A 20,444-nucleotide genomic window follows, 5' to 3' on the forward strand; every position below is an offset into this window, starting at 1 on the left:
CAAACGATGCAGGACATTTACATCGTTGGCGTCGGGATGACGCCGTTCGGAAAGTTCCGGGACAAAACCATCAAGGACATGACCGGCGAGGCCGTCGCCGCCGCGCTTTCCGATGCCCGAGTGACGGCAGATCGTATCGACGGCGCATTCTTCTCGAACGCGGTGCAGGGCCACATGGAGGGCCAGCACATGATCCGCGGCGAAATCGCGCTGCGTGAAATGGGCATTCAGGGCATTCCGGTGGTGAATGTCGAAAACGCCTGCGCCAGCGCCTCGACCGGGTTCAAACTGGCAGTCGATTTCCTCAAGGCCGGCAATGGCGACTGCTGTCTCGCCGTGGGCGCCGAAAAGATGTATTCTGACGACCGTGCGTTGATGTTTTCGGCCTTCGACAGCGGCTGGGACGTCAGCAACAGCGAAGAGGTCGCGCAACGGCTGGCCGATCTGGGTGCAGGGGTCGAGGAACCCGAAGGATCGAAATCGCCCAAGCCCTACAGCGTGTTCATGGATGTCTACGCAGGCTTCGCCCGGCTGCACATGAAGACCTTTGGCACAACTCAGGAACAGTTCGCCGCCGTCGCCGCCAAGAACCATGCGCATTCCGCGCATAATCCACTGGCGCAATACCGAGAAGCCATGAGCGTCGATCGGGTATTGGCCGCGCCGCCGATCACCTATCCGCTGACCCTGCCGATGTGCGCCCCGATCTCGGACGGGGCCGCTGCGGCCGTTTTATGCACCGGCGAGGGGATAAAACGTCTGGGCCTAGATCCCGCGCGCGCGATCAAGGTCAAGGCCGCGATCCTGCGCTCGGGCACCGATCGTCCGCCGGAAGATTACAAGAACCACCTGACCCGGCTTGCCGCGCTTGAGGCCTATGAACAGGCCGGGATCGGCCCCGAGGATATATCGGTGGCCGAAGTGCATGACGCCACGGCCGTGGGCGAAGTGATCCAGATCGAGAACCTCGGATTTGTCGAATTCGGCGAGGGCGGTCCCGCCAGTCTGCGCGGCGAGACAAAGATCGGTGGACGCATTCCGGTGAACCCCTCGGGCGGGTTGGAATCCAAGGGCCACCCGGTCGGTGCCACAGGGATAGGGCAGGTTTTCGAACTGGTCACGCAACTGCGCGGCGAAGCTGGCGCGCGTCAGGTCGAAGGGGCAAAGAACGCCATCGCCGAAAACGGCGGGGGGTTGCACGGGGTAGAAGAAGCGGCCGCCTGCGTCACCATTCTGGGCCGTTGAAACAAGGACACGAACCATGGAAAACGTGATCGCCGCCGCTCAGGCAATCTATACAGATGAGCAACGCATGTTGCTGGAAAACTTCCGCAAGATGGCCGAGGCAGAGTTCGCGCCGCTGGCCGAGAAATACGAGAACCTCGGCCACCCCCCCGATGCGAAAACCCTGAAGTCCCTGTTCGCCAAGGTCGAGGAATTCGGGCTGATCAGCGGCCTGATCCCCGAAGAGGACGGCGGTGCCGGAATCGACCGCATGACCTATGGCATCCTATACGAGGAACTGGCCCGGATATGGGCCGATCTGGCAATCGCGGTGCTGATTCAGGGTCATGCCGTGTTCGCGGTCAACCTCTTGGGAAATGTGGCGCAGAAAGAGGCCTATCTGAAGCCGCTCCTGCGCAGCGAACGGATCTGTGCCACCTGTATTTCCGAACCAGAGGTCGGTTCGAACGTACGCGAGGTCAAGACACGTGCGGACCGCGAGGGCGATAAGATTTTCGTCACTGGCCAGAAGCTCTGGATTTCCAATGGGGCCCAGTCGGATTTCGCCATCGTTGTCTGCAATCTGGACGACGGTATTTCCATGGTCATCGTCGACCGCGATACCGGCAACTACGAGAGCCGCGAATTGCGCAAGCTGGGGCTTGTCGGTGCATCGACCTGCGAATTGTTTTTCGACCGTGCCGAAACCAGCGCTGACCATGTTCTGGGTAATGCAGGCGGCGGCCTGTTCCAGACATTGAAACTGTTTGAGAGCGCTCGCGTGTTTGTCGGCCTGACGAGCATTGGCATAGCGCAGGCGGCGTTGGAATGTGCCGTCAAATATGCGCAGGATCGCCAACAACATGGTAAGCCGATCGGCGGGCACCAGTTGATTCAAGGCTACCTGGCCGACATGGCCACGCACCTGGATGCCGCGCGCCTGTTGTGCCAGCGCGGGCTGCAACTTCTGGACCTGGGCGTGCGCTGTGACACCCAGACCTCGATGGCGAAATGGTATGCAACCGAAATGGCCGTCGAAATCGCCGGCAAAGCGGTGCAGATCCACGGCGGCAACGGCATCACCAAAGAGTTCCCCGTTGAACGGCACTTCCGCAATGCAAAGGTCATGCCGATTCCCGATGGCACCACCGAAATCCAAAAACTGGTCATCGGGCGCAACCTGACCGGGCTTAACGCGTTCTGAAATCGTGACTCTAAGAATTGCGGCCGGGGATTCCCGGTCGCCTTATCGTAGGCCCCCGGTCCGGGGGGGCGGCCAACGGATCATGCCCCAACCGGCGCTGCGGGACGCGTTTGATCAATGCCTGTCCCGCGTCAGTGGCAAAAAACTCACGGTTCAGGTCGGTTTCGATATAACCGGGGCAGATGGCATTCACCCGGATGCCATGCCGCGCCCATTCAAGCGCCAGAGACCGGGTCAGTTGAATCAGCCCTTCCTTGGACGCGGCATAGGCGGACACATGGCTGGCCACCCGTGTGCCCAGAATCGAGGCGACATTGACGATACAGCCCCCGCGTCCGGCATCAATCATCGCTTTGGCGGCGATACGTGCGACATGAAATGCGCCCTTGAGATTTGTGTCTATGATCGCGTCGATTTCGGCCGGCCCGTGTTCCAATGCGGGAAGAGATGCCGTCGTTCCGGCATTGTTGATGACAGTGTCAAAGACCCGTCCCTTCAGCGCGGCTTCCACCGACTCCGGGTCCGCCACGTCCATCTCTATCACATCGGCCTGCCCCCCTTCCGCCGCCATCTTTGCGGAAAGCTCAGACAAGCGGGCGACGCGGCGGGCGGCCAATGTGACGTCGACATCCTGCCCCGCCAGCAGTTCGGCGAAATGCTCGCCCAATCCCGAAGATCTGGCGGACGACTATCAATTCATCCCGGGCCAGTACGTCACGCTGCGCCGTGCCGGTGATATCGATGGTGTGCGGCGATGCTATTCGGTCAGCTCCGGCCGAGACGCTGGCGAGTTGCGCGTTCTGGTCAAGCTGCTGGAAGGCGGAGCGTTTTCCTCTTTCGTTCATAGCGAACTGCCACCGGGCACCGAACTTGATGTCATGACGCCCGAAGGCACATTCGGATCAAAGATACGACAAGGCGGACCACGCACCTATCTCGCCCTGGCCCCGGGCAGTGGAACTACTCCAATCATTTCGATCATCCGCTCGGTGCTTGCCACCGAGGCCGGGGCCAACTTCATCCTTTTTTACGGCAGTCGAACGCTAAGTTCCATCATCTTCCGCGGCGAATTGAACGATCTCAAGGATACCTATCCCGGACGGTTCTCTCTTTTTCATACACTGACGCGCGAAGGCACTGATTCCCCACTATTCTCGGGCCGGCTTGATGCGGAAAAGCTGCGCAAGTTCTCCGGTGCCCTGTTCGCTCCGGCAGAAATAGAAGATGCTTTTCTTTGCGGCCCCGCCGAGATGATTCAGGAACTCAAGACCGCGTTCTGCGACCTCGGCGTTGAAGAGAACCGTTTCCATGACGAGCTGTTCGCTCCCGCCGATGCTGACAATACCGCCACCGTCACGCTTGCGCCGCTTACGGCGGAAGCCGCCACTGGAGAAGGAGTTCAGGTCACGGCGATCCTTGATGGCACCGCCCGCAGCTTTGTGATGACACCTGATCAGGAAAGCGTGGTCTCCGCCGCCGCAGCAGGTATCGAACTGCCCTATTGCTGCAAGGGCGCAATGTGTTCCACCTGCCGCGCCAAAGTTATCGAAGGCGAGGCAGAGATGACGCTGAACTATGCTTTGGAGCCTCGGTAGTTGAAGGAGAACTTTGTCCTGACCTGCCAGGCCCGTCCGAAAACCAAAAAACTGACAGTCGATTTCGACCACGTTTGACCTGTGCCGCTTTCCGCGACACCCCACGGGCGCGCGGGGCCGGGATCCCCAAGACCTTCGCCAAGTTGAAAGTCTTGGGTCCACGAAAACCCGCGTGCCAGTGTCGGCTAAAAGGTCGGATTCAGGCAATGCGCACAGAACCCGATCTCAGCGGTCTTTTTGGTTGACGATCAGTTCTGCATTTTCGGGTAGTTCCGAAACAATGTTCACCTCGTCAGCACGAATTCGTGCATGCAGTTTGAAGGTATCAGCGGCGGCTGCTTCTGCGGCGGAAGCGTCGGCACCGTCTTCCAGCACAAGCGAGAGGCGGATCATGTCGCGATCGTTCTCGCGCGTTACCACGGCCTGCGCGGCCTTTGCGCCCGGCGTGCCGATGACAACTTCTTCAACCACGCGCGGATAAACGAAAATCTCGCGCACTTTGACCGCTGCCCCGACCCGTCCCTGCAATGCTGAAATCCGGCTGACGGTGCCATCCGCGTTGCTTTCCAGGGCAAAGGCGCTGTCGCCGGTGCCGAACCGGATCATCGGCCAGGTGGCATCGCGCGCGGTCACGACAACCTCGCCAGGATCGCCATGAGCGACCTGTTCGCCGCTGACCGGATCGCAGATCTGCACCACGCGGTCGGGATGAACCAGGTAGCCTTCGCCGCCACCCTCATAGGCGACAAGGCCCAGATCGGCGGTGGCATAGGCGGCCCAGGTGGACACGCCGTATTCGGCCTCGATCCGGCGGCGCTTGGCCATCCAGTCGCCCATCTCACCGCCGAGGAAGGCTGTCTTCACCTTCCATGCGTCGCGGCCATAGGTTTCGATCACCTTGTCCGCCAGCGTCAGGAAAAACGCGGTCGAAGCGCAGATCGAAGTCACGCCGGTTTCGGCGATGATCTGTGCCTGAAGCTCCGTATTGCCGACGCCTCCGGGGATCACCGTGGCGCCTGCGGCCTGTGCCGCTTCGTCGAACAAAAGACCCGCGGGCACCAGATGATACATCCAGGTGTTCAGGATGATATCCCCCGGCCCCACGCCTGCCGCCTTGAACAGCCGGTCAAGGCCGTGGCCGCCACCGTCCGAAAGGGCCGGTTCGAAAATCGGGCCGGGGGACACGTAGATCCGCCCGACATCCTTCAGATCCGAGGCCAGGAACCCACCAAAGGGCGGGTTCTCGCGCTGGATCTTCAGAAGCTCTTCTTTTTTCATCACTGGAAGACGCGAGAGGTCCGCCACCGATGTGACAGCTGCCGGATCGAATCCGGCAGCCGTAAATCGCGATTTCAGGCCAGGAGCTTTTTCGGCCGCAGCGGCATAGGCTTGAGCTATATCTTTGTAGATATCATCAGACATTTCCATGCCTCCTCGTCCAATCGGGTGTTAAAGCGGGCAGTCCTTACGGAAGTTCGGCGCGCGCTTCTCGCGGTGCGACAACACACCTTCCTTGACGTCCTCGCTCATGAAGCCAAGCATCTCCAGCGCGGTCGACGCATCAAAGATCGGCCCGGCCTGGCGCAGCCAGTTGTTCAGCGAATACTTGGTCCAGCGAATCGCGCTTTGCGAGCCGTTGGCCAGTTCGACGGCTGTATCCAGCGCGATCTGCTGCAGCTCGTCATCCTCGACGCACATTGATACCAGACCGATACGCTCGGCCTCTTCGCCCGACACCGGCTTGCAGGTCATCAGATAGTATTTCGCCTTGGCCATCGAGGTCAGCAGTGGCCAGATAATCGCCGCGACGTCACCGGCGGCAACACCAAGGCGGGGATGACCATCGACAATCTTGGCCTTCTTTCCGGCGATCGAGATGTCGGCCAGGATGGCAACCACAAGGCCTGCGCCGGCCGCAGGGCCATTGATCGCGGAAATGATCGGCTTGTTGCAGTTGATGATGTTATAGACGAGATCCTTGGCTTCTTTCCACGTCTTCATGATCTCGTGCGAATTGCCAATCATGTTTTCGATCAGGCTGAAATCACCCCCGGCGGAAAATGCCTTGCCCGCACCGGTCACGATGACCGAATTGATGTCTGGGTCACGGTCGATATCGATCCACATGTCCGTCATCTGGGTGTGGGTTTCGGCATCGACCGAGTTGAATGTCTCGGGCCGGTCGAACGTGATGCGCAGGACGCGATCCGCCGGGTAGTCAAATTTTAGTTTATCGTATTTTGCATAACGATCCGACATGGTTCTATTTCCTCCGTGGGGGTATTGAGTCAGGCAGGCAGTCCCAGGACGGCCTTGGACAGGATGTTTCTTTGGATTTCGTTCGATCCACCGTAGATCGTGGTAGGTCTGGCCTTGTAGAAACTCGCCAGAACATCGACACTTACGTTGCCGACCTGAAGCGGCCCGATGGAGCCGCCATCGGGACCGGCTGCTTCGATCATCAGTTCGGTGATGCGCTGGAAGCATTCAGTCACCCAAATCTTCAGCATGGACACATCCGCACCGAGCGTCTCGCCACGTTTGAGCTGATCTGCAAAACGGGCATAAAGCGCGGCATGATCTTCCACATCCAGTGCCGCCTGGGCAAAGCGGTCACGGAACACCGGATCGTCAAACGCGCCACGGCCACGGGCAAAGCTTTCAAGCTGTCCCAGAGCGTTCTGGGCCAGACTTGGCGAACCGATGAAAATGCGTTCGAAGCTCAAGAGAGCCTTGGCCATCGTCCAACCCTTGTTCAGCTCGCCCACGCGGTTCTCGCGGGGCGTCCGTGCATTGTCAAAGAAGACCTCGCAAAACTCGGTCTCGCCCGACAGGGTCGTGATGGTGCGCACCTCGACCCCGGGTTGATCCATCGGAGCGAGCAGGAAACTGATGCCCTGCTGTTTCTTCGGCGCATCGGGATCGGTGCGCACCAGCATGAAAATATGCGTGGCGTCATGCGCCATCGTGGTCCAGATCTTCTGTCCGTTGATGACAAAGTCGTCGCCGTCAATCTCTGCGCGTGTGCGCAGGTTCGCCAGATCGGACCCGGCGCCGGGTTCCGAATAGCCCTGACACCAGATATCTTCGCAACTCAGGATACGCGGCAGCCAGTAATCTTTTTGTTCCTGGGTGCCGAATTTGATGATCAGCGGCCCGACCATCTGCACGCCCATGTCGCGGCCGCGATTGACGCCCCAGCGCTGCTGCTCTTCGTAAAAGATCAGCAACTTGGCGGCGTTCAGCCCCATACCGCCGAATTCAGCGGGCCAGGCTGGCGCGACCCAGCCCTTGGCGTGAAGCTTGCGGTGCCAATGTTCGATCTCGGCGAACTTCGGTCGGTGCGGCAGGTGACGCAGCTCCTCGGGATATTCCGCCTCGAAGAACTGGCGCACTTCTTTGCGGAACTCTGCATCGGTCATAGCGTTCCAGTCGGTCATTGTGCTGCCCCCTCTGCTTCGCGTGCCTCGAACCATATCCGCCTGTGATAGGCATCGTCGCCCAACCAGGCCGACAGCACCAGCGCCCGGTTCAGGTAGAGCCCGATATCGAACTCATCCGTGTACCCGACGGCCCCGTGCAGCTGGATGGCGTCGCGGGTGATTTTCTTGGCGGCCGTGACGGCGCGCGCTTTGGCGCGGCTGGCAATCGGGGCCCGAACCTTCGGATCGGTTTCGCTGTCCATCTGCGCAAGCGCCTCCCGCACTCCGGCCTGCGCGACCTCGCACATCACGTTGAGGTCGACGGCACGGTGCTGGATGACCTGGAATGATCCGATCGGCTTGTCGAACTGCTCCCGCGTCTTGATGTAGTCGAGCGTGATCTCGAAGGCGCGCTCGCTCAGGCCGACAAGCTCGGCCGCGGCAAGCGCCGTTGCATCGGCGACAGCCTCGGCCAGTGCAGTGAGAACCGCACCGCTGCTGGCCAATTCCGCGGCCGGAGTTCCCGAAAACGAAAGCTCGCCCAGAGAGCTGCCATCCGCCTGCGTCCGCTTGTCGATGACAAGCCCCTGCGCGTCTGCCTCAGCCAGAACCAGAACCGGACCATCATCCTGTTCGGCCACGACAAGGAACCCGTGCGAACCGATCGCACCGACGACCCAGGCCTTGCCACCGGTCAGCTTTCCGTCCGCGTATCGGCAGGTCGCATCGGCAGGCGCCCCGTCGGGGCCGCGTTCCTGCCAGGCAACCGCCAATGAAATTTCGCCGCCGATGAGCTGTGCCATCTTCGGATGATCCGGACAAAGGCGGCGCAGAAGGCCGAGGCTCAGACCGATCGTCGACACGACCGGTTCCGGGGCAATCACACGGCCGACTTCCTCGGCGATGACACCCCCGGCAGCTAGGCCCATGCCAAGCCCGCCCTGATCTTCGGGCACCGCCACGCCGAAAACACCGGCCTCGGCGAGTTCCCGGACCATCTCCGCATCGAAACCGCCCCCGGCATCACGAAGTTTTCGGGCTCTGTCACTTCCGCCCGCCCGTTCAAACAACGTGCGCGCGCTCTCGCGCAACAGGCGAAGGTCTTCTTGTTCGCTGGAAAGGATATCAGTCTGTGTCATTTTGTTTTCGCTGGATCATCACGGGGGTGTCGGTCGAAAAAACGACCTCGCCCGCAGGGTTTTTGGCGCTGAGCGTATAGTGCAAAACACCTCTGTCGGGCTTGCTTTTTGACGGCGTGACCGCGTTGACCGTCAGTTCGACATCAAGGGGTTCGTTCGGGCGCACCGGCCGCAGCCAGCGCAGATTGTCAAAGCCCATGCCACCGATATTGGCGACATCGACCATCATTTCAGACATGACCGGCCTGAACACTTCCAGCATCGTCTGAAAGCCCGAGGCGATCAGGCTGCCATGTATGGCGGTTGCATAGTCTTCGTCGGTGTGCAGCCGCTGCGGATCCCATTCCTTGGCAAACGACTTTATTGAATCCGCGCTCATCGGAGCGCTGCGAAAGCGATAGACTTGGCCCGGCGAGAAGTCTTCCAGATACCTCAAGAGGCACCCTCCTTTGCGAAACCGTCATCATATCCGCTCGCATCCTTGGATATCCGGATGCGGTTGAATTCTTCCAGCTTCGGATAGGTTTCCTTGAACGCCAACAGGAACTCACCCATCGGCGCGTCGAAATAGAGACCACGGTCGTTCACATATTCCATGTGCCGGTGATTCTGTTCGTCGAACTCATGAAAGAGCGCGTCGTTATAGCCGTCGAAGACCAGGGGTTTGACCCCAAATCTTTCACACAGTTCCATGTTGAATGCAGGTGTCACCTTGTAGGCCTCATTCCCCAACCACAACTGAACATAGCCGTGGTAGATAAAGAGATCGGTCCCCATCAACTCCTGCAACTTGGGTGTATTCAGGTGGTTGCGCACATCCGCGAACCCCAGAGCGGCGGGGATACCCACAGCACGCAAACAAGCCGCCAGAAGAATTGCCTTGGGAACGCAAAACGCCGCTTCCGCCCCAGCGATACGGCTGGCACGGTAAGAGTCCTCATCCAGCGCAAAACAATAGGGATCATAGCGAATATCGTCGCGCACCGCTTCGAACAGGCGGATCGCCTTATCTCGATTGGTTGCGCCCACAGGAAGATCACGCAAAGCCGATGTCACGAAACCCTGCACTTCCAAGCTATCGCTTTCCACAAAGCGCGATGGCATGACATAACGCTCAGCTTCAGTCGGCAGGTCATCGTCAGACTTGTCCATTGGCCCCTCCTTTTTTCTAACAAATGTTAGAATACCGATTCAAAACCTGCCCGTCAACGGGATTTACTCTGTCTTTGGTTGGTCCAAGCCATAACGCGTATTGTCTTCGCCCAGAGTGGCTGCAACTCCGACCGAATTTCCGGAAGAACGGAACTCCGGGGCAATTGGCAGCGGCAAAGCGGGCGCGTCCCGGCCGGAGATTTTTACGGTCCGCCCGAACACGTCACGCGCTTTGAAATGCGGGCCACGCGCCGCCTCGGCGGGCGTCTTCACGACCGAACAGCAGCAATCTGCCGCAGCCAGCAAAGGCTCCCAATGGGTCGAGGGGTGTTCCCTCAGACGACGTGCAACCTCTGCGGCACAGGCATTTGGATCGGACCAGTCATCGCGAAGGGCCACCGGCAAACCAATGACATCGCAGAACGACTGCCAGAACTTTTCTTCCAACGCGCCGACGGCGATCTGACGCCCGTCCGCAGCCGTATAAAGCCGATAACGGGCCAGGCCACCCGTCAGACGGCTGCAACCGCTTTCGATGTTCTGCCCGGCAATCACACCTTCGGCATGGGCCCAATAGGCAAAGGCGAACGCCCCCTCGGCCATTGCGATATCCAGATGCGTCCCCTGCCCGCTTGCCTGCCGCGCAATCAGGGCCAGCAGGATATTCATCACCGCAGGATAGGTTCCGCCTCCGATATCGGCGACCAGCCCGAACGGGGCTGTTGGCTGGTCATCCGGTCCGCGACTGAGCGACAGGATACCCGCATCACCGACGTAGTTGAGATCGTGGCCGGCGGCGCTGGCCTTTGGTCCGGTCTGGCCATAGCCGGTGATCGAACAATAGATGAGACCGGGATTGATCTTTCGCAACGCTTCATAACCAAGCCCCAGCCGGTCCATCACGCCGGGACGAAACTGCTCTACCAGAACATCGGCCCTCTCGATCAAGGGGCGCAGTCGTTCCACTGCGCCCTTTGACTTGAGGTCGATGGCCACCGATCGCTTGCCGTGGTTCAATACGGCAAACCCGATGCTCTCTCCGTCGATCCTGGGCTCCGTGTGGCGCGCGTCCTCGCCGACTCCGGGCCGTTCGAACTTGATCACTTCGGCGCCGGTCTCAGACAGCATGAGCGTCGCCATAGGACCGGGAAGAAGGGTGCTGAAATCCAGCACCAGGATATTCTTGAGAGGTTGAGCCATCTTCATTGCCTCAGGCGAAGCGCGCCGCGCCGTTGTTCAGAACAACCACGTCGCGTGCCGGAACAGACGCTCGAAACCGGGCCTCGCCGTCCTCTTCCCAGATTTCGAACCGCACGGTTTCGCCGGGATAGACCGGCGCCGAGAACCGAACATCCAGACCGACAAGCCGGGCAGAATCATAGTCCAGCAACGTCTTGAGAATCGCCCGGGCCGCCAGCCCATAGGTCGCCAGACCATGCAGGATCGGGCGGTCGAACCCGACAGAACGGGCAACATCCGGGTCAGCATGAAGCGGATTGAAATCACCGCTGAGACGATAAATAAGGGCTTGGCGCGGCAGGGTATCGATATCACATATATGATCAGGCGCCCGATCAGGCAGCACTGCGGGTGCCGGACCCGCCTGGTTTTCACCGCCAAACCCCCCATCACCGCGACAGAAAGCCGACATCGCCACGCGCGCTAGTTTTTCGCCGCTGTCCGCGTCGATAATATCGCGGCTTTGGTAAATGACGGCTCCCTTGCCCTCGCCCTTGTCGGCGATGAAATCGATCTTGCTACGGCCGACAAGCCGGGCATGTGTCGGCAGCGGCTTGTAGATGTCGAGCCACTGTTCGCCGTGCAGCACTTTCTGCCAGTTTACGCCGGTCTTGGGATCGCGCAGCCAGAAGCCGGGATACCCCAAAATAACCGCCATCGAGGGAACTGCCTTGAGCCCGTCCTCATAGACATAGGCCAGCTCCTTTTTGTCGGTCGGATCCTCACCGAACCCAAGGCCGAGTGCATACAGGATGGTATCCCGCTCGGTTAGCGTCTGTTCGATTTCCTCAAAGTCCCAGTTCGACAGTGCATCGAAATCCAATGGCATTTGCTTTCCTCCCTTAGTTGCCGTCAGAGCGTGTTTTGAGATCCAAGTATGGCCGTGACCTGACTGGACAGCACACCGCCGTTGCCATGCGCCAGCGCCAGATCAATATCCTTCAACTGAATGCCTGGCGCGTCGCCACGGATCTGGCGGGCAGCCTCGATCACTGTGAAGATGCCGTACATCCCGGGGTGCACACAGGACAGGCCGCCGCCATTCGTGTTCACCGGCAAGACGCCGCCAGGCGCGATGCGTCCGCCCTCGACAAAGGCCCCTCCCTCGCCCTTGGCGCAGAACCCCAGATCTTCAAGAAACAGGATGGTATTGATGGTGAAGGCATCATAAAGCTCGACCGCCTGGATGTCCGCAGGGGTCACGCCGGCCGCCGCAAAAGCGCGCGCGCCCGAGGCGCGGGCGGCGGTCACGGTGAAATCCTTCATTTGCGAAATCTGCCGGTGCGAGCTTTCCGCAGCACTGCCCAGCACATAGACAGGCGCCTTCGGGAAATCCCGGGCGCGGTCCGCGTGGACCATTACGATCGCGCCGCCACCGTCGGTGACAAGACAACAGTCGCGCACGGTCAATGGATCGCCCACCATGCGCGCACCCAGCACGTCCTCGCGGGTCAGCGGGCCGCGCTCGAACGCTTCGGGGTTGCGCTGCGCCCAGGCCCGCGCGGCAACGGCCACGTCGGCCAGCTGTTCGCGGGTGGTGCCGTATTCATGCATGTGCCGCGCCGCGGCCATCGCGTAGGCCGAGATCGGATAGCGCGGATTATACGGCGCCTCGTAGGCCGGCGGACGTGAAGCGGTCACCAGTCTGCCCGATGCGGTGCGCTGGTTGGAGCCATAAACAATCAGCGCGACATCACACAGACCGGCATCAAGGGCCATGGTCGCGGACGTCAGGTAGTTTACGAAGGACGAACCGCCCGACATTGTGCCATCAATGAAACGGGGCTGGATGCCCAGATACTCCGCCGCCATAAGCGCCGGCATGCTGTCTTCCATCATGGTGCAAAACAGCCCGTCGACGTCGGACAGGTTCAGCCCGGCATCGCCAAGCGCCGCAAGCGCGGATTGCGCCATGACATCATAGGCCGTCAGGCCATGGGCTTCTCCGAAACCGGCATGACCGGTTCCCACGATGGCGGATTTTCCCCGAAGTTCAGTGGTCATGGCCTATCCCTCCGACGGTTTGAAAAGCACGGCCGGAACACCCTCAGCCTCGCCCACGAATGCGGTTACAGGCATGTCGATGACGACCTCACCTGGGGCAATGCCCTCGACCCGGCTCATCATCCGGACACCCTCGTCCAGCTCGACGACGCATACGTTGTAATCGCCGCCCCGTTCGGGCTTTCGGCGCACAACTGTTGTGGTGTGGACCCGTCCCTTGCCGCTAGCCTTCTTCCAAGAAATCGCGCTGCCATGACAATGGGGACACAGGACTCTCGGGAAAAAGTGATATGCCCCGCAGTCATCGCACTTGGGCAGCAGGATCTCTCCCTCTGCCAGCGCGCGTTGGAAAAACTGGTCTGGTCGTTTGGCGTCCTGCACCGGCGTTCTCCTTCAAGCGATCCAGTCTTTGTCTAATCGTATTGATTATGTTTCTAACAATTGTTAGATTTAGTCAACCTTTCAGGATCAATTGAGAGAAACTCATGTCAGGTTCAGACTTAGCCCCCCTTTCCGGCAAACTCGTCGTTGCGTTGGAACAGGCAGTCGCCGCGCCTTTTTGCTCCTCGCGGCTGGCCGATGCCGGCGCGCGTGTGATTAAGATCGAACGCAAGGGAGCCGGCGATTTCGCCCGCGCCTACGATACCGCCGCCAACGGCGAAAGCGCCTATTTCACATGGTTGAACCGGGGAAAGGAATCGGTGGCGCTGGACATTAAAGCCGACGAAGACCGTGAAATCCTGCTCAGGATGCTGGAAAACGCGGATGTGTTTATTCAGAACCTGCTGCCGGGCGCGCTGGCCAAGCTCGGGCTCGATTCCGCAAGTCTGCGAGAGAGGTTCCCGCGTCTCGTGACCTGCGACATCACCGGATATGGCGAAGACGGCCCGATGCGCAACGCCAAGGCCTATGACCTTCTGGTGCAATGCGAGAGCGGTCTGGCATCAGTGACCGGCACTGCGGACGGACCGGGACGGGTTGGAGTGTCGGTCTGCGATATCGCAACCGGTATGACAGCCCATGCCGGAATCTGCGAAGCACTGGTCGGGCGAGATCGCACCGGCAAGGGCAGCGGCGTTTCCGTGGCAATGTTTGATGTGATGGCCGACTGGATGTCGGTTCCGCTGCTATATCACGATTACCTTGGCAAGCCGACACCCCGTGTCGGACTGAACCACACGGTCATCTGCCCGTACGGGGCCTATGAATGCAAGGACGGTCAGCTTGTCGTCATTACCGTGCAGCACAGCGGCGAATGGCAAAGGTTCTGTGAACACATACTGGGCGACGCGGCTCTGGCAACCGACCCCCGTTTTCACGACAACACATCGCGCATCAACAACAAACCCGCGCTCGAAGTGCTCATCAAGGCCGTGTTCGCCTCGCATGACCGCGCCGAGATACTGAAGCGGCTTGACGCTGCGGGCATTGCCTCGGGCGCGGTGAACGACGTGGCGACCCTGTCCGGTCACCCCCAGCTTGACCGATCCGTGATAGGCACACCCTCGGGCGAGATCAACGTCCCGACACCCCCGATCCGGCGCAGCGTCGGCGAAACGACACTGCGCCCCTGCCCGGCCTTCGATGCGCAAGGTAAAGCCATTCGCGCCGAATTCGGACCCCGTTCATGAAAACGGTGGACAACCAAAAGGGTGGACAATCAAATGACCGCTGAGAACAAACCGGCGATCCTTCAAGGCGTGAAGATCGTCGATCTGACTTCTGTAGTTTTCGGACCTTTGGCGACGCAGATGCTGGGCGATCTGGGGGCCGATGTGATCAAGGTGGAAGGCCCCGAGGGCGATCTTCTTCGCCAGGTCCAGCCATCGCGCAACAAGCTGATGGGGGCCGCTTTTCTGGGGACCAACCGTAACAAGCGCAGTGTCGTACTCGACCTCAAAACACAAACCGGTCTCGATCAGTTGCGCAAACTGCTCATCGATGCCGATGTGATGATTTCGAGCATCCGGCCTGCGGCGCTTGCCAGATTGTCTTTGGATCCCGAAACCCTGCGCCAGGAAAACCCGAACCTGATCACGGTATCCGCCACCGGTTTCGGACAGGACGGGCCCTATGCCGCCAAGCCAGCATTCGACGATTCCGTCCAGTCGGTGTCGGGATTGGCCAGCCTGGCAACCTTGCGCGACCCCGAGGCACCGCCCGCTTATGCCCCGACAATTCTGGCCGACAAGCTTGGCGGCGTGACCGCCGCCTATGCCGTGATGGGCGCCCTGTTCCACCGCGAACGTACTGGAGAGGCCCAGCATGTCGAGGTTCCGATGTTTGAGACGCTGGCCGCCTTCCTGTTGGCCGAACATATGGATGGTGCCACCTTTGAAGAGCTTCCGCAGGATTTCGGCTATGCCCGCATGCTGGTTCCGCACCGGCGTCCAGTTCAGACCGCTGATGGCTACATCACAATTCTGCCTTACACCAACGTACAATGGGCGCGGTTCTTCAAGACGGTTGGGCGCAATGACATGATCGACCATGCCTGGGTCACGGACATGGATGCCCGAAGCCGCAACATCGGCGCAGTATACGATATGGTGGCGCAGATTGCGCTGACCCGGACCACAGATGAGTGGCTTGACCTCATGGAGCAGGCCGACATACCCGCCATGCCAGTGCGCAACCTGTCAGATTTGCCGAACGATCCCCATCTTGCCGCAACCGGGTTCTTTCAACGGATTGATCACCCGACCGAAGGTGCGATCTGGACGACACGCCCGCCGTTTCGCTTTTCGGCGACCCCTGCGCGACATGATCATCGCCCGGCCCCGCGACTTGGGGAACACAGCGACGAAATTCTGGGGCCGGGCAGGGAATAGCCCCGCCCGGCACCGGACGGATCAAACATCCATCGAGCGTGCGATCAGTTCCTTCATGATCTCGTTGGTGCCGCCGTAGATCATCTGGACCCTGCTGTCGGCATAAAGTCGCGCGATGGGGTATTCCATCATGAAACCGTAACCGCCGTGCAGTTGCAGGCATTCATGCATGACCTCGTTCTGCGTCTGGCTGCCCCACCATTTCGCCATCGAAGCCGTGGCCGCATCAAGTTCGCCCGCTTCAAGACGCGCGAGCCCGTCATTTACGAAGGAACGTAGCAATTCGGCCTTGGTTTTGCATTCTGCCAGTTTGAAGCGTGTATTCTGGAAGTCCATGATCCGGCTTCCAAATGCCTTGCGATCCTGAACATATTTCACCGTTTCATCGATCGCAAAATCAATAAAACCGAGCGCGGTAATGCCGATCATCAGCCGCTCCCAAGGCAGCTGCTTCATCAGCTGGTAGAACCCCTGCCCCTCTTCCGGACCAAGCAGGTTCGCCGTAGGCACGCGCACATCCTCGAAGAACAGCTCAGCAGTATCCGAACCTTTCATACCCAGTTTCTTCAGGTTCCGTCCCCGGCGAAAGCCCTCGGCGCCCTCGGTTTCCAGAACGATCAACGAAACGCCCTTGGCGCCGGCGATGCGGTCGGTCTTTGCCACGATCACAACGAGATCCGCCGTGTGCCCGTTTGTGATAAAGATCTTCGAACCGTTGATCTTGTAGTGGTTGCCATCCTTTTCCGCATAGGTTTGTACGTTCTGGAGGTCAGAGCCCGTTCCAGGCTCGGTCATGGCAATCGCCGCAACGCTGTCGCCGCTGACCAGTTTCGGCAACCACTTTTTCTTCTGTTCCTCACTGCCATATGCGTTGAGATAATGGATTACGATGGACTGGATCCCATAGCCCCAACCCGTATCACCGGTGCGCCCCTGCTCGTAGACGGTAATCGCGTCGAACCCGATGCCGCCACCGAACCCACCATATTCTTGGGCAATCGAGCCACCCATGACACCCTGCTGACCGACTGTTTTCCAGAAGTCGCGGTCAACAATGCCCTGCTCCACCCATTTCTCAATGTTCGGAGCCATCTCTGCATTGAAAAGCCTGCGCGTACTATCCGCGAACATCTTGTGTTCATCCACTACCCAGCTAGGGGAGTTCTTGATCAGAGACATGTTTTATTCCTATCGAGTCATCCTTGCATTAAAAAAATCTAACAACTGTTTAATTTCCTGACAATGAACCCAAGCCTTTCTGACGTATGGTTCCGGTTGTTCTTACGGTTACCCACAAGTGTCCGGCGGCGGTGTTGCGAGCCAGGAGCCTTTGACGAGGTCGGCGAGACGGGAAAAGCCACGCCAGATGACCGTCGTCCCGGGCGGTGCGTCGGAAGCGCGGTCGAGGTCGCCTCCGAGACGCGCGACGGCCCTGACATAGAATTGGAGGTCGCGCAGTACCTGGCGCTTCCTGTCGGGCGTCGCCTGATCGAGCAGGTGAAGCTTGTCCTCCGTGAAAACGGCGGCAGGGTCCGCCGCCGGTGCATCTCGGCTGAGCATTGCCAGCCATGACACGCGCCAGGCCACGACGCAGCACAACGCGATGCAGTTGGCTAAGCGCTCGGCAGTCGCGAGGCACAGTGAACCGCACCGGGTTTGCCGGAGGCTGCAACTCCTGAGTAGGATGGAGCATCATGAGCAAGACGACGAACAAGTTTTCCCCCGAAGTGCGCGAGCGTGCCGTTCGCCTGGTTCTGGACAATCCCGGGCGGCATGAGAGCCGGTGGCAGGCGATCGTGTCGGTGGCCGCGAAGATCGGCTGTTCGGCGAACACGCTGAACGACTGGGTCAAGAAGGCAGAGGTCGACGGCGGCAAGCGGGCCGGCGTCACCACCGAGATGGCGGAGCGGTTGAAGGCGCTGGAGCGCGAGAACCGCGAACTGCGCCAGGCCAACGAGATCCTTCGCAAGGCATCGGCTTATTTTGCTCAGGCGGAGCTCGACCGCCGACCGAAGTCATGATCGCCTTCATTGAAGAGCACCGAACGGAGATTGGGGTCGAGCCGATTTGCAGGGAACTGCCAATTGCCCCGTCGACGTTCTACGATCACCTCGCCAAGCGGGCCGACCCTGAGCGGCTCTCGGACCGGGCCAAGCGGGATGCGGAGCTGTGCCTCGAGATCCAGCGCGTGTTCGAGGCGAACTGGCGGGTCTACGGGGTGCGCAAGGTCTGGCGGCAACTGGGCCGGAAGGGTGTCGACGTCGCCCGCTGCACGGTGGCCCGGCTGATGAAGGACATGGGATTGCAGGGTGCCATTCGCGGCAAGCCGCACAGAACGACGATCCCGGACAGGAAGGCGCCATGCCCGTTGGACAGGGTGAACCGTCAGTTCTGCGTGGCTGCGCCGGACAGGCTGTGGCTCTCGGATTTCACCTATGTCGCCACCTGGCAGGGGTTCGTCTACGTGGCCTTCGTAGTCGACGCCTTCGCCCGCCGCATCGTCGGCTGGCGAGTGAGCCGCACGGCCAACGCCGGCTTCGTTCTCGACGCCCTGGAACAGGCGGTTCATCAGCGCCGACCAGCGGACGGCCTGGTGCACCACTCGGATCGCGGGTCGCAATACCTGTCAATCAGATACACCGAGCGGCTGGCCGAGGCTGGCATCGAGCCCTCGGTCGGCAGCGTCGGTGACAGCTACGACAACGCGCTCGCCGAGACGATCAACGGCCTCTACAAGGCCGAGGTCATCCACCGCCGTGGCCCCTGGCGCAGCTACGACGCCGTGGAATACGCCACCCTCGAATGGGTCGACTGGTTCAACACCCGCCGCCTGCTGGAACCCATCGGAAACGTCCCGCCAGCAGAGGCCGAAGCCAACTTCTACGCAGCTCTGGAAACTGAATCCATGGCCGCGTAGCTTAAACCAAACGGCCTCCGGCAAATCCGGGGCGGTTCACCGCCTGGTTTCGTTGTAGTCAGTTCTCCAGTTGTTGATCCGGGTTCGGGCATCGTCCATCGACAGGAACCATGATGCGTTCAAGCACTCTTGGCGAAGCCGACCGTTGAATGCTTCGATATAGGCGTTGTCCGTTGGTTTTCCGGGCCGGGAGAAGTCCAATTCCACCTTGTTCAAGTAGGCCCATTGTTCGAGCAGCCGACCGGCAAATTCCGGGCCGTAGCACCTCGGGAAGAAGCGCTTGTTTAAGGTTATGGCCACGCGCGCAGCCCTCAGATAGCGCAGCGGGTGGCCATAACCGGGTCGCAGGTCTCAACAGTGGTTTTGCATGAACCACACCGCTGAGGAGACCGGCTATGACCGCCACTCATTTTATCGCGCCGACCCTGTTGGCCGCCATCGACATTTCCAAATACCGCCATGAGGTGCTGATTGGCATTCCAGGTAAGAAGCGCCGTCGCCGCCTTACGATCACAAACACTCTGGAGGATTTCCAGCGACTGGCCGCCGCTCTTGCCAGCTACGACCTGCCGGTAAGGATCGGCTTTGAGGCGACTGGCAACTACCATCGGCCACTTGCGCACCACCTCGGCCAGGCCGGTTTTGACCTGAAGCTGGTCTCCTCAGTAGGTCTGGCGCGGACGCGGGAGGCACTGCACAACAGCTGGGACAAGAACGATCCGAAGGACGCCCAAGTCATCCTGCATATGACGGAGATCGGCGCCGTGCAGTTTTTCCACGATCCACTGGTGACTGGCATAGCGGACATCCAGGAACTGTCAAAGACCCACGAGATCGTTTCGCGCTCGAAGACTGAGCTCTGGCACCGCATCCTGACGCATTACCTGCCGCTGTACTTTCCCGAGGCGGAGCGCTTTCACCGCAGTTCGCGTACTGACTGGTTTTTGGCATTCCTCGAGAAGTACCCGACGCCGCATATGATCACGGCCAGGAGCCGTGAGGCCTTCGTTGCAGATGCGTGGCAGGTGGTCGGTCGGAAGGTCTCAAAAGAACGCCTGCTTTCAGATATTTACGCAACGGCGGTTGGCTCGGTGGGTCTGCCCGTTCACCCGGAGTCCGACGCCGTTCGCATGTTTCGCCTTGTGCTGGCCGAAGGCCGAAGCCTGGTTCGCCAGCGCAACGAGATCGAGGCGCGGGCCATCGAGCTACTTTCTGATCATCCCGACTACCAGTTGCTGACCACGATCCCCGGGATCGGCCCGATCAACGCCCTGACCATCCTGGCCGAAGCTGGCGATCTGCGCCGTTTCCGCCATCACCGCCAGTTCCTGAAGTTCTGCGGCATGGACCTGGCGACTGCGCAGTCCGGCATGTTCCGCGGTCAGAGCCGCATCTCGAAGTATGGCAATGCACGGCTTCGCAGAACTCTCTGGATGGCAGGCCAGGTTGCTGTGCTCAAACGCACGAACAGCTTCCGCGACAAGTTCGAACGCTACATCTCGCGGGATCGACACAATGCCCATCTGCGTCGCAAAGCCTACACCGCGATCGCCGCCAAGATGGCGCGCACCGTAAACGCCGTGGTCAAACACGGCGAACCCTATCGCCCCTTCTTCGAGGGGGCGAGCCCAGGCGGAAGGACCCTTGTCTGACAAGAGCCGTGGAGGCAGTTAGCTGACCTCGTAGATAATGTTCAGGTCTTCCGCTTGGGATTTTG

General features: G+C 60.1%; 20 protein-coding genes, 1 pseudogene and 1 other annotated feature. Of the genes and pseudogenes, 7 read left to right on the forward strand and 14 right to left on the reverse strand.

Features of this window, described 5'->3' with window-relative positions; translation table 11 throughout:
• Positions 1–6: 6 nt before the first annotated feature.
• The gene (locus FCT00_RS19215; protein WP_138424277.1) at positions 7–1,245 is read left to right on the forward strand and encodes a thiolase family protein; all 1,239 of its coding nucleotides are present in this window, start codon (positions 7–9) and stop codon (positions 1,243–1,245) included.
• Positions 1,246–1,261: 16 nt separating this feature from the next.
• Positions 1,262–2,428 carry an acyl-CoA dehydrogenase family protein gene (locus FCT00_RS19220; protein ID WP_036051588.1) on the forward strand — a complete coding sequence of 389 codons (1,167 nt, stop codon included), beginning with the start codon at positions 1,262–1,264 and terminating at the stop codon, positions 2,426–2,428.
• 10 nt (positions 2,429–2,438) lie between these two features.
• On the opposite strand, the gene FCT00_RS19225 is transcribed toward FCT00_RS19220, so the two are convergent.
• Positions 2,439–3,095, reverse strand: coding sequence for an SDR family NAD(P)-dependent oxidoreductase (locus tag FCT00_RS19225; protein ID WP_138424278.1), 657 nt, complete (start codon positions 3,093–3,095; stop codon positions 2,439–2,441).
• Here FCT00_RS19225 and FCT00_RS19230 point away from each other — a divergent pair.
• Positions 3,046–4,023 (forward strand): FAD-binding oxidoreductase, encoded by a 978-nt coding sequence (locus FCT00_RS19230; RefSeq protein WP_171043049.1) that lies wholly within the window; start codon positions 3,046–3,048, stop codon positions 4,021–4,023. The two genes, FCT00_RS19225 and FCT00_RS19230, sit on opposite strands and share 50 nt — an antisense overlap.
• A gap of 225 nt (positions 4,024–4,248) precedes the next feature.
• On the opposite strand, the gene FCT00_RS19235 is transcribed toward FCT00_RS19230, so the two are convergent.
• From FCT00_RS19235 to FCT00_RS19280, 10 genes are all read right to left on the reverse strand, one after another.
• Positions 4,249–5,445: a phenylacetate--CoA ligase family protein gene (locus FCT00_RS19235; RefSeq protein ID WP_235889212.1), complete on the reverse strand. Its 1,197-nt coding sequence runs from the start codon at positions 5,443–5,445 to the stop codon at positions 4,249–4,251.
• Between the two features lie 27 nt (positions 5,446–5,472).
• Positions 5,473–6,282, reverse strand: a complete 810-nt coding sequence (locus tag FCT00_RS19240) for an enoyl-CoA hydratase/isomerase family protein (RefSeq protein WP_028095226.1) — start codon at positions 6,280–6,282, stop codon at positions 5,473–5,475.
• Positions 6,283–6,311: 29 nt separating this feature from the next.
• On the reverse strand, positions 6,312–7,463 hold the full coding sequence (locus FCT00_RS19245; protein WP_138424281.1) for an acyl-CoA dehydrogenase family protein: 1,152 nt from the start codon (positions 7,461–7,463) through the stop codon (positions 6,312–6,314).
• A complete protein-coding gene (locus FCT00_RS19250) occupies positions 7,460–8,584 on the reverse strand; it encodes an acyl-CoA dehydrogenase family protein (RefSeq protein ID WP_138424282.1) in 1,125 nt (374 codons plus the stop codon). Before FCT00_RS19250 ends, FCT00_RS19245 begins: the two co-directional genes overlap by 4 nt.
• Positions 8,571–9,020 carry a MaoC family dehydratase gene (locus FCT00_RS19255; RefSeq protein ID WP_138424283.1) on the reverse strand — a complete coding sequence of 150 codons (450 nt, stop codon included), beginning with the start codon at positions 9,018–9,020 and terminating at the stop codon, positions 8,571–8,573. Before FCT00_RS19255 ends, FCT00_RS19250 begins: the two co-directional genes overlap by 14 nt.
• Positions 9,017–9,736 carry a transglutaminase-like domain-containing protein gene (locus FCT00_RS19260; RefSeq protein WP_138424284.1) on the reverse strand — a complete coding sequence of 240 codons (720 nt, stop codon included), beginning with the start codon at positions 9,734–9,736 and terminating at the stop codon, positions 9,017–9,019. The genes FCT00_RS19255 and FCT00_RS19260 overlap by 4 nt, the downstream gene beginning before the upstream one ends.
• Before the next feature lie 63 nt (positions 9,737–9,799).
• Positions 9,800–10,942 (reverse strand): CaiB/BaiF CoA transferase family protein, encoded by a 1,143-nt coding sequence (locus tag FCT00_RS19265; RefSeq protein ID WP_235889216.1) that lies wholly within the window; start codon positions 10,940–10,942, stop codon positions 9,800–9,802.
• A gap of 4 nt (positions 10,943–10,946) precedes the next feature.
• Positions 10,947–11,804, reverse strand: a complete 858-nt coding sequence (locus FCT00_RS19270) for a MaoC/PaaZ C-terminal domain-containing protein (protein WP_171043050.1) — start codon at positions 11,802–11,804, stop codon at positions 10,947–10,949.
• Positions 11,805–11,827: 23 nt separating this feature from the next.
• Positions 11,828–12,979 (reverse strand): thiolase, encoded by a 1,152-nt coding sequence (locus FCT00_RS19275; RefSeq protein WP_043753083.1) that lies wholly within the window; start codon positions 12,977–12,979, stop codon positions 11,828–11,830.
• A 3-nt stretch (positions 12,980–12,982) separates the two neighbouring features.
• Positions 12,983–13,360 carry a Zn-ribbon domain-containing OB-fold protein gene (locus tag FCT00_RS19280; RefSeq protein WP_100160982.1) on the reverse strand — a complete coding sequence of 126 codons (378 nt, stop codon included), beginning with the start codon at positions 13,358–13,360 and terminating at the stop codon, positions 12,983–12,985.
• Positions 13,361–13,464: 104 nt separating this feature from the next.
• On the opposite strand from FCT00_RS19280, the gene FCT00_RS19285 reads away from it, so the two are divergent.
• A complete protein-coding gene (locus tag FCT00_RS19285; protein ID WP_138424285.1) occupies positions 13,465–14,610 on the forward strand; it encodes a CaiB/BaiF CoA transferase family protein in 1,146 nt (381 codons plus the stop codon).
• 33 nt (positions 14,611–14,643) lie between these two features.
• On the forward strand, positions 14,644–15,810 hold the full coding sequence (locus FCT00_RS19290) for a CaiB/BaiF CoA transferase family protein (protein ID WP_138424286.1): 1,167 nt from the start codon (positions 14,644–14,646) through the stop codon (positions 15,808–15,810).
• Positions 15,811–15,831: 21 nt separating this feature from the next.
• Here the strand turns inward: FCT00_RS19290 and FCT00_RS19295 are convergent, their stop codons facing one another.
• On the reverse strand, positions 15,832–16,989 hold the full coding sequence (locus FCT00_RS19295; RefSeq protein WP_138424287.1) for an acyl-CoA dehydrogenase family protein: 1,158 nt from the start codon (positions 16,987–16,989) through the stop codon (positions 15,832–15,834).
• 108 nt (positions 16,990–17,097) lie between these two features.
• Positions 17,098–17,397 carry an IS4 family transposase gene (locus FCT00_RS19300; protein WP_268920934.1) on the reverse strand — a complete coding sequence of 100 codons (300 nt, stop codon included), beginning with the start codon at positions 17,395–17,397 and terminating at the stop codon, positions 17,098–17,100.
• Positions 17,398–17,504: 107 nt separating this feature from the next.
• On the opposite strand from FCT00_RS19300, the gene FCT00_RS19305 reads away from it, so the two are divergent.
• Positions 17,505–18,727 (forward strand): IS3 family transposase gene (locus tag FCT00_RS19305; protein WP_138424267.1). Its coding sequence is split into 2 segments (ribosomal slippage): positions 17,505–17,793 and positions 17,793–18,727, totalling 1,224 coding nucleotides; the frame shifts between segments, so codons are not numbered across the junction.
• Positions 17,786–17,902, forward strand: a sequence feature (AL1L pseudoknot). (Overlaps the previous gene by 117 nt.)
• A 42-nt stretch (positions 18,728–18,769) precedes the next feature.
• Here FCT00_RS19305 and FCT00_RS19310 read toward each other — a convergent pair.
• Positions 18,770–18,985 (reverse strand): annotated as a pseudogene (locus tag FCT00_RS19310) (integrase core domain-containing protein); the annotation flags it as partial.
• Positions 18,986–19,122: 137 nt separating this feature from the next.
• Between FCT00_RS19310 and FCT00_RS19315 the strand changes: the two are divergent.
• Positions 19,123–20,379 (forward strand): IS110 family RNA-guided transposase, encoded by a 1,257-nt coding sequence (locus FCT00_RS19315; RefSeq protein ID WP_138424288.1) that lies wholly within the window; start codon positions 19,123–19,125, stop codon positions 20,377–20,379.
• Positions 20,380–20,444: the final 65 nt, after the last annotated feature.

The organism is Maritimibacter alexandrii, from assembly GCF_005871115.1.
Lineage (GTDB): Bacteria > Pseudomonadota > Alphaproteobacteria > Rhodobacterales > Rhodobacteraceae > Maritimibacter > Maritimibacter alkaliphilus.

Coding starts and splice junctions, on each gene's coding strand:
- FCT00_RS19215 (WP_138424277.1), top strand. CDS start 7: ATGCAGGACATTTACATCGTTGGCGTCGGGATGACGCCGTTCGGAAAG.
- FCT00_RS19220 (WP_036051588.1), top strand. CDS start 1,262: ATGGAAAACGTGATCGCCGCCGCTCAGGCAATCTATACAGATGAGCAA.
- FCT00_RS19235 (WP_235889212.1), bottom strand. CDS start 5,445: ATGTCTGATGATATCTACAAAGATATAGCTCAAGCCTATGCCGCTGCG.
- FCT00_RS19240 (WP_028095226.1), bottom strand. CDS start 6,282: ATGTCGGATCGTTATGCAAAATACGATAAACTAAAATTTGACTACCCG.
- FCT00_RS19245 (WP_138424281.1), bottom strand. CDS start 7,463: ATGACCGACTGGAACGCTATGACCGATGCAGAGTTCCGCAAAGAAGTG.
- FCT00_RS19250 (WP_138424282.1), bottom strand. CDS start 8,584: ATGACACAGACTGATATCCTTTCCAGCGAACAAGAAGACCTTCGCCTG.
- FCT00_RS19260 (WP_138424284.1), bottom strand. CDS start 9,736: ATGGACAAGTCTGACGATGACCTGCCGACTGAAGCTGAGCGTTATGTC.
- FCT00_RS19265 (WP_235889216.1), bottom strand. CDS start 10,942: ATGAAGATGGCTCAACCTCTCAAGAATATCCTGGTGCTGGATTTCAGC.
- FCT00_RS19270 (WP_171043050.1), bottom strand. CDS start 11,804: ATGCCATTGGATTTCGATGCACTGTCGAACTGGGACTTTGAGGAAATC.
- FCT00_RS19275 (WP_043753083.1), bottom strand. CDS start 12,979: ATGACCACTGAACTTCGGGGAAAATCCGCCATCGTGGGAACCGGTCAT.
- FCT00_RS19285 (WP_138424285.1), top strand. CDS start 13,465: ATGTCAGGTTCAGACTTAGCCCCCCTTTCCGGCAAACTCGTCGTTGCG.
- FCT00_RS19290 (WP_138424286.1), top strand. CDS start 14,644: ATGACCGCTGAGAACAAACCGGCGATCCTTCAAGGCGTGAAGATCGTC.
- FCT00_RS19295 (WP_138424287.1), bottom strand. CDS start 16,989: ATGTCTCTGATCAAGAACTCCCCTAGCTGGGTAGTGGATGAACACAAG.
- FCT00_RS19315 (WP_138424288.1), top strand. CDS start 19,123: ATGACCGCCACTCATTTTATCGCGCCGACCCTGTTGGCCGCCATCGAC.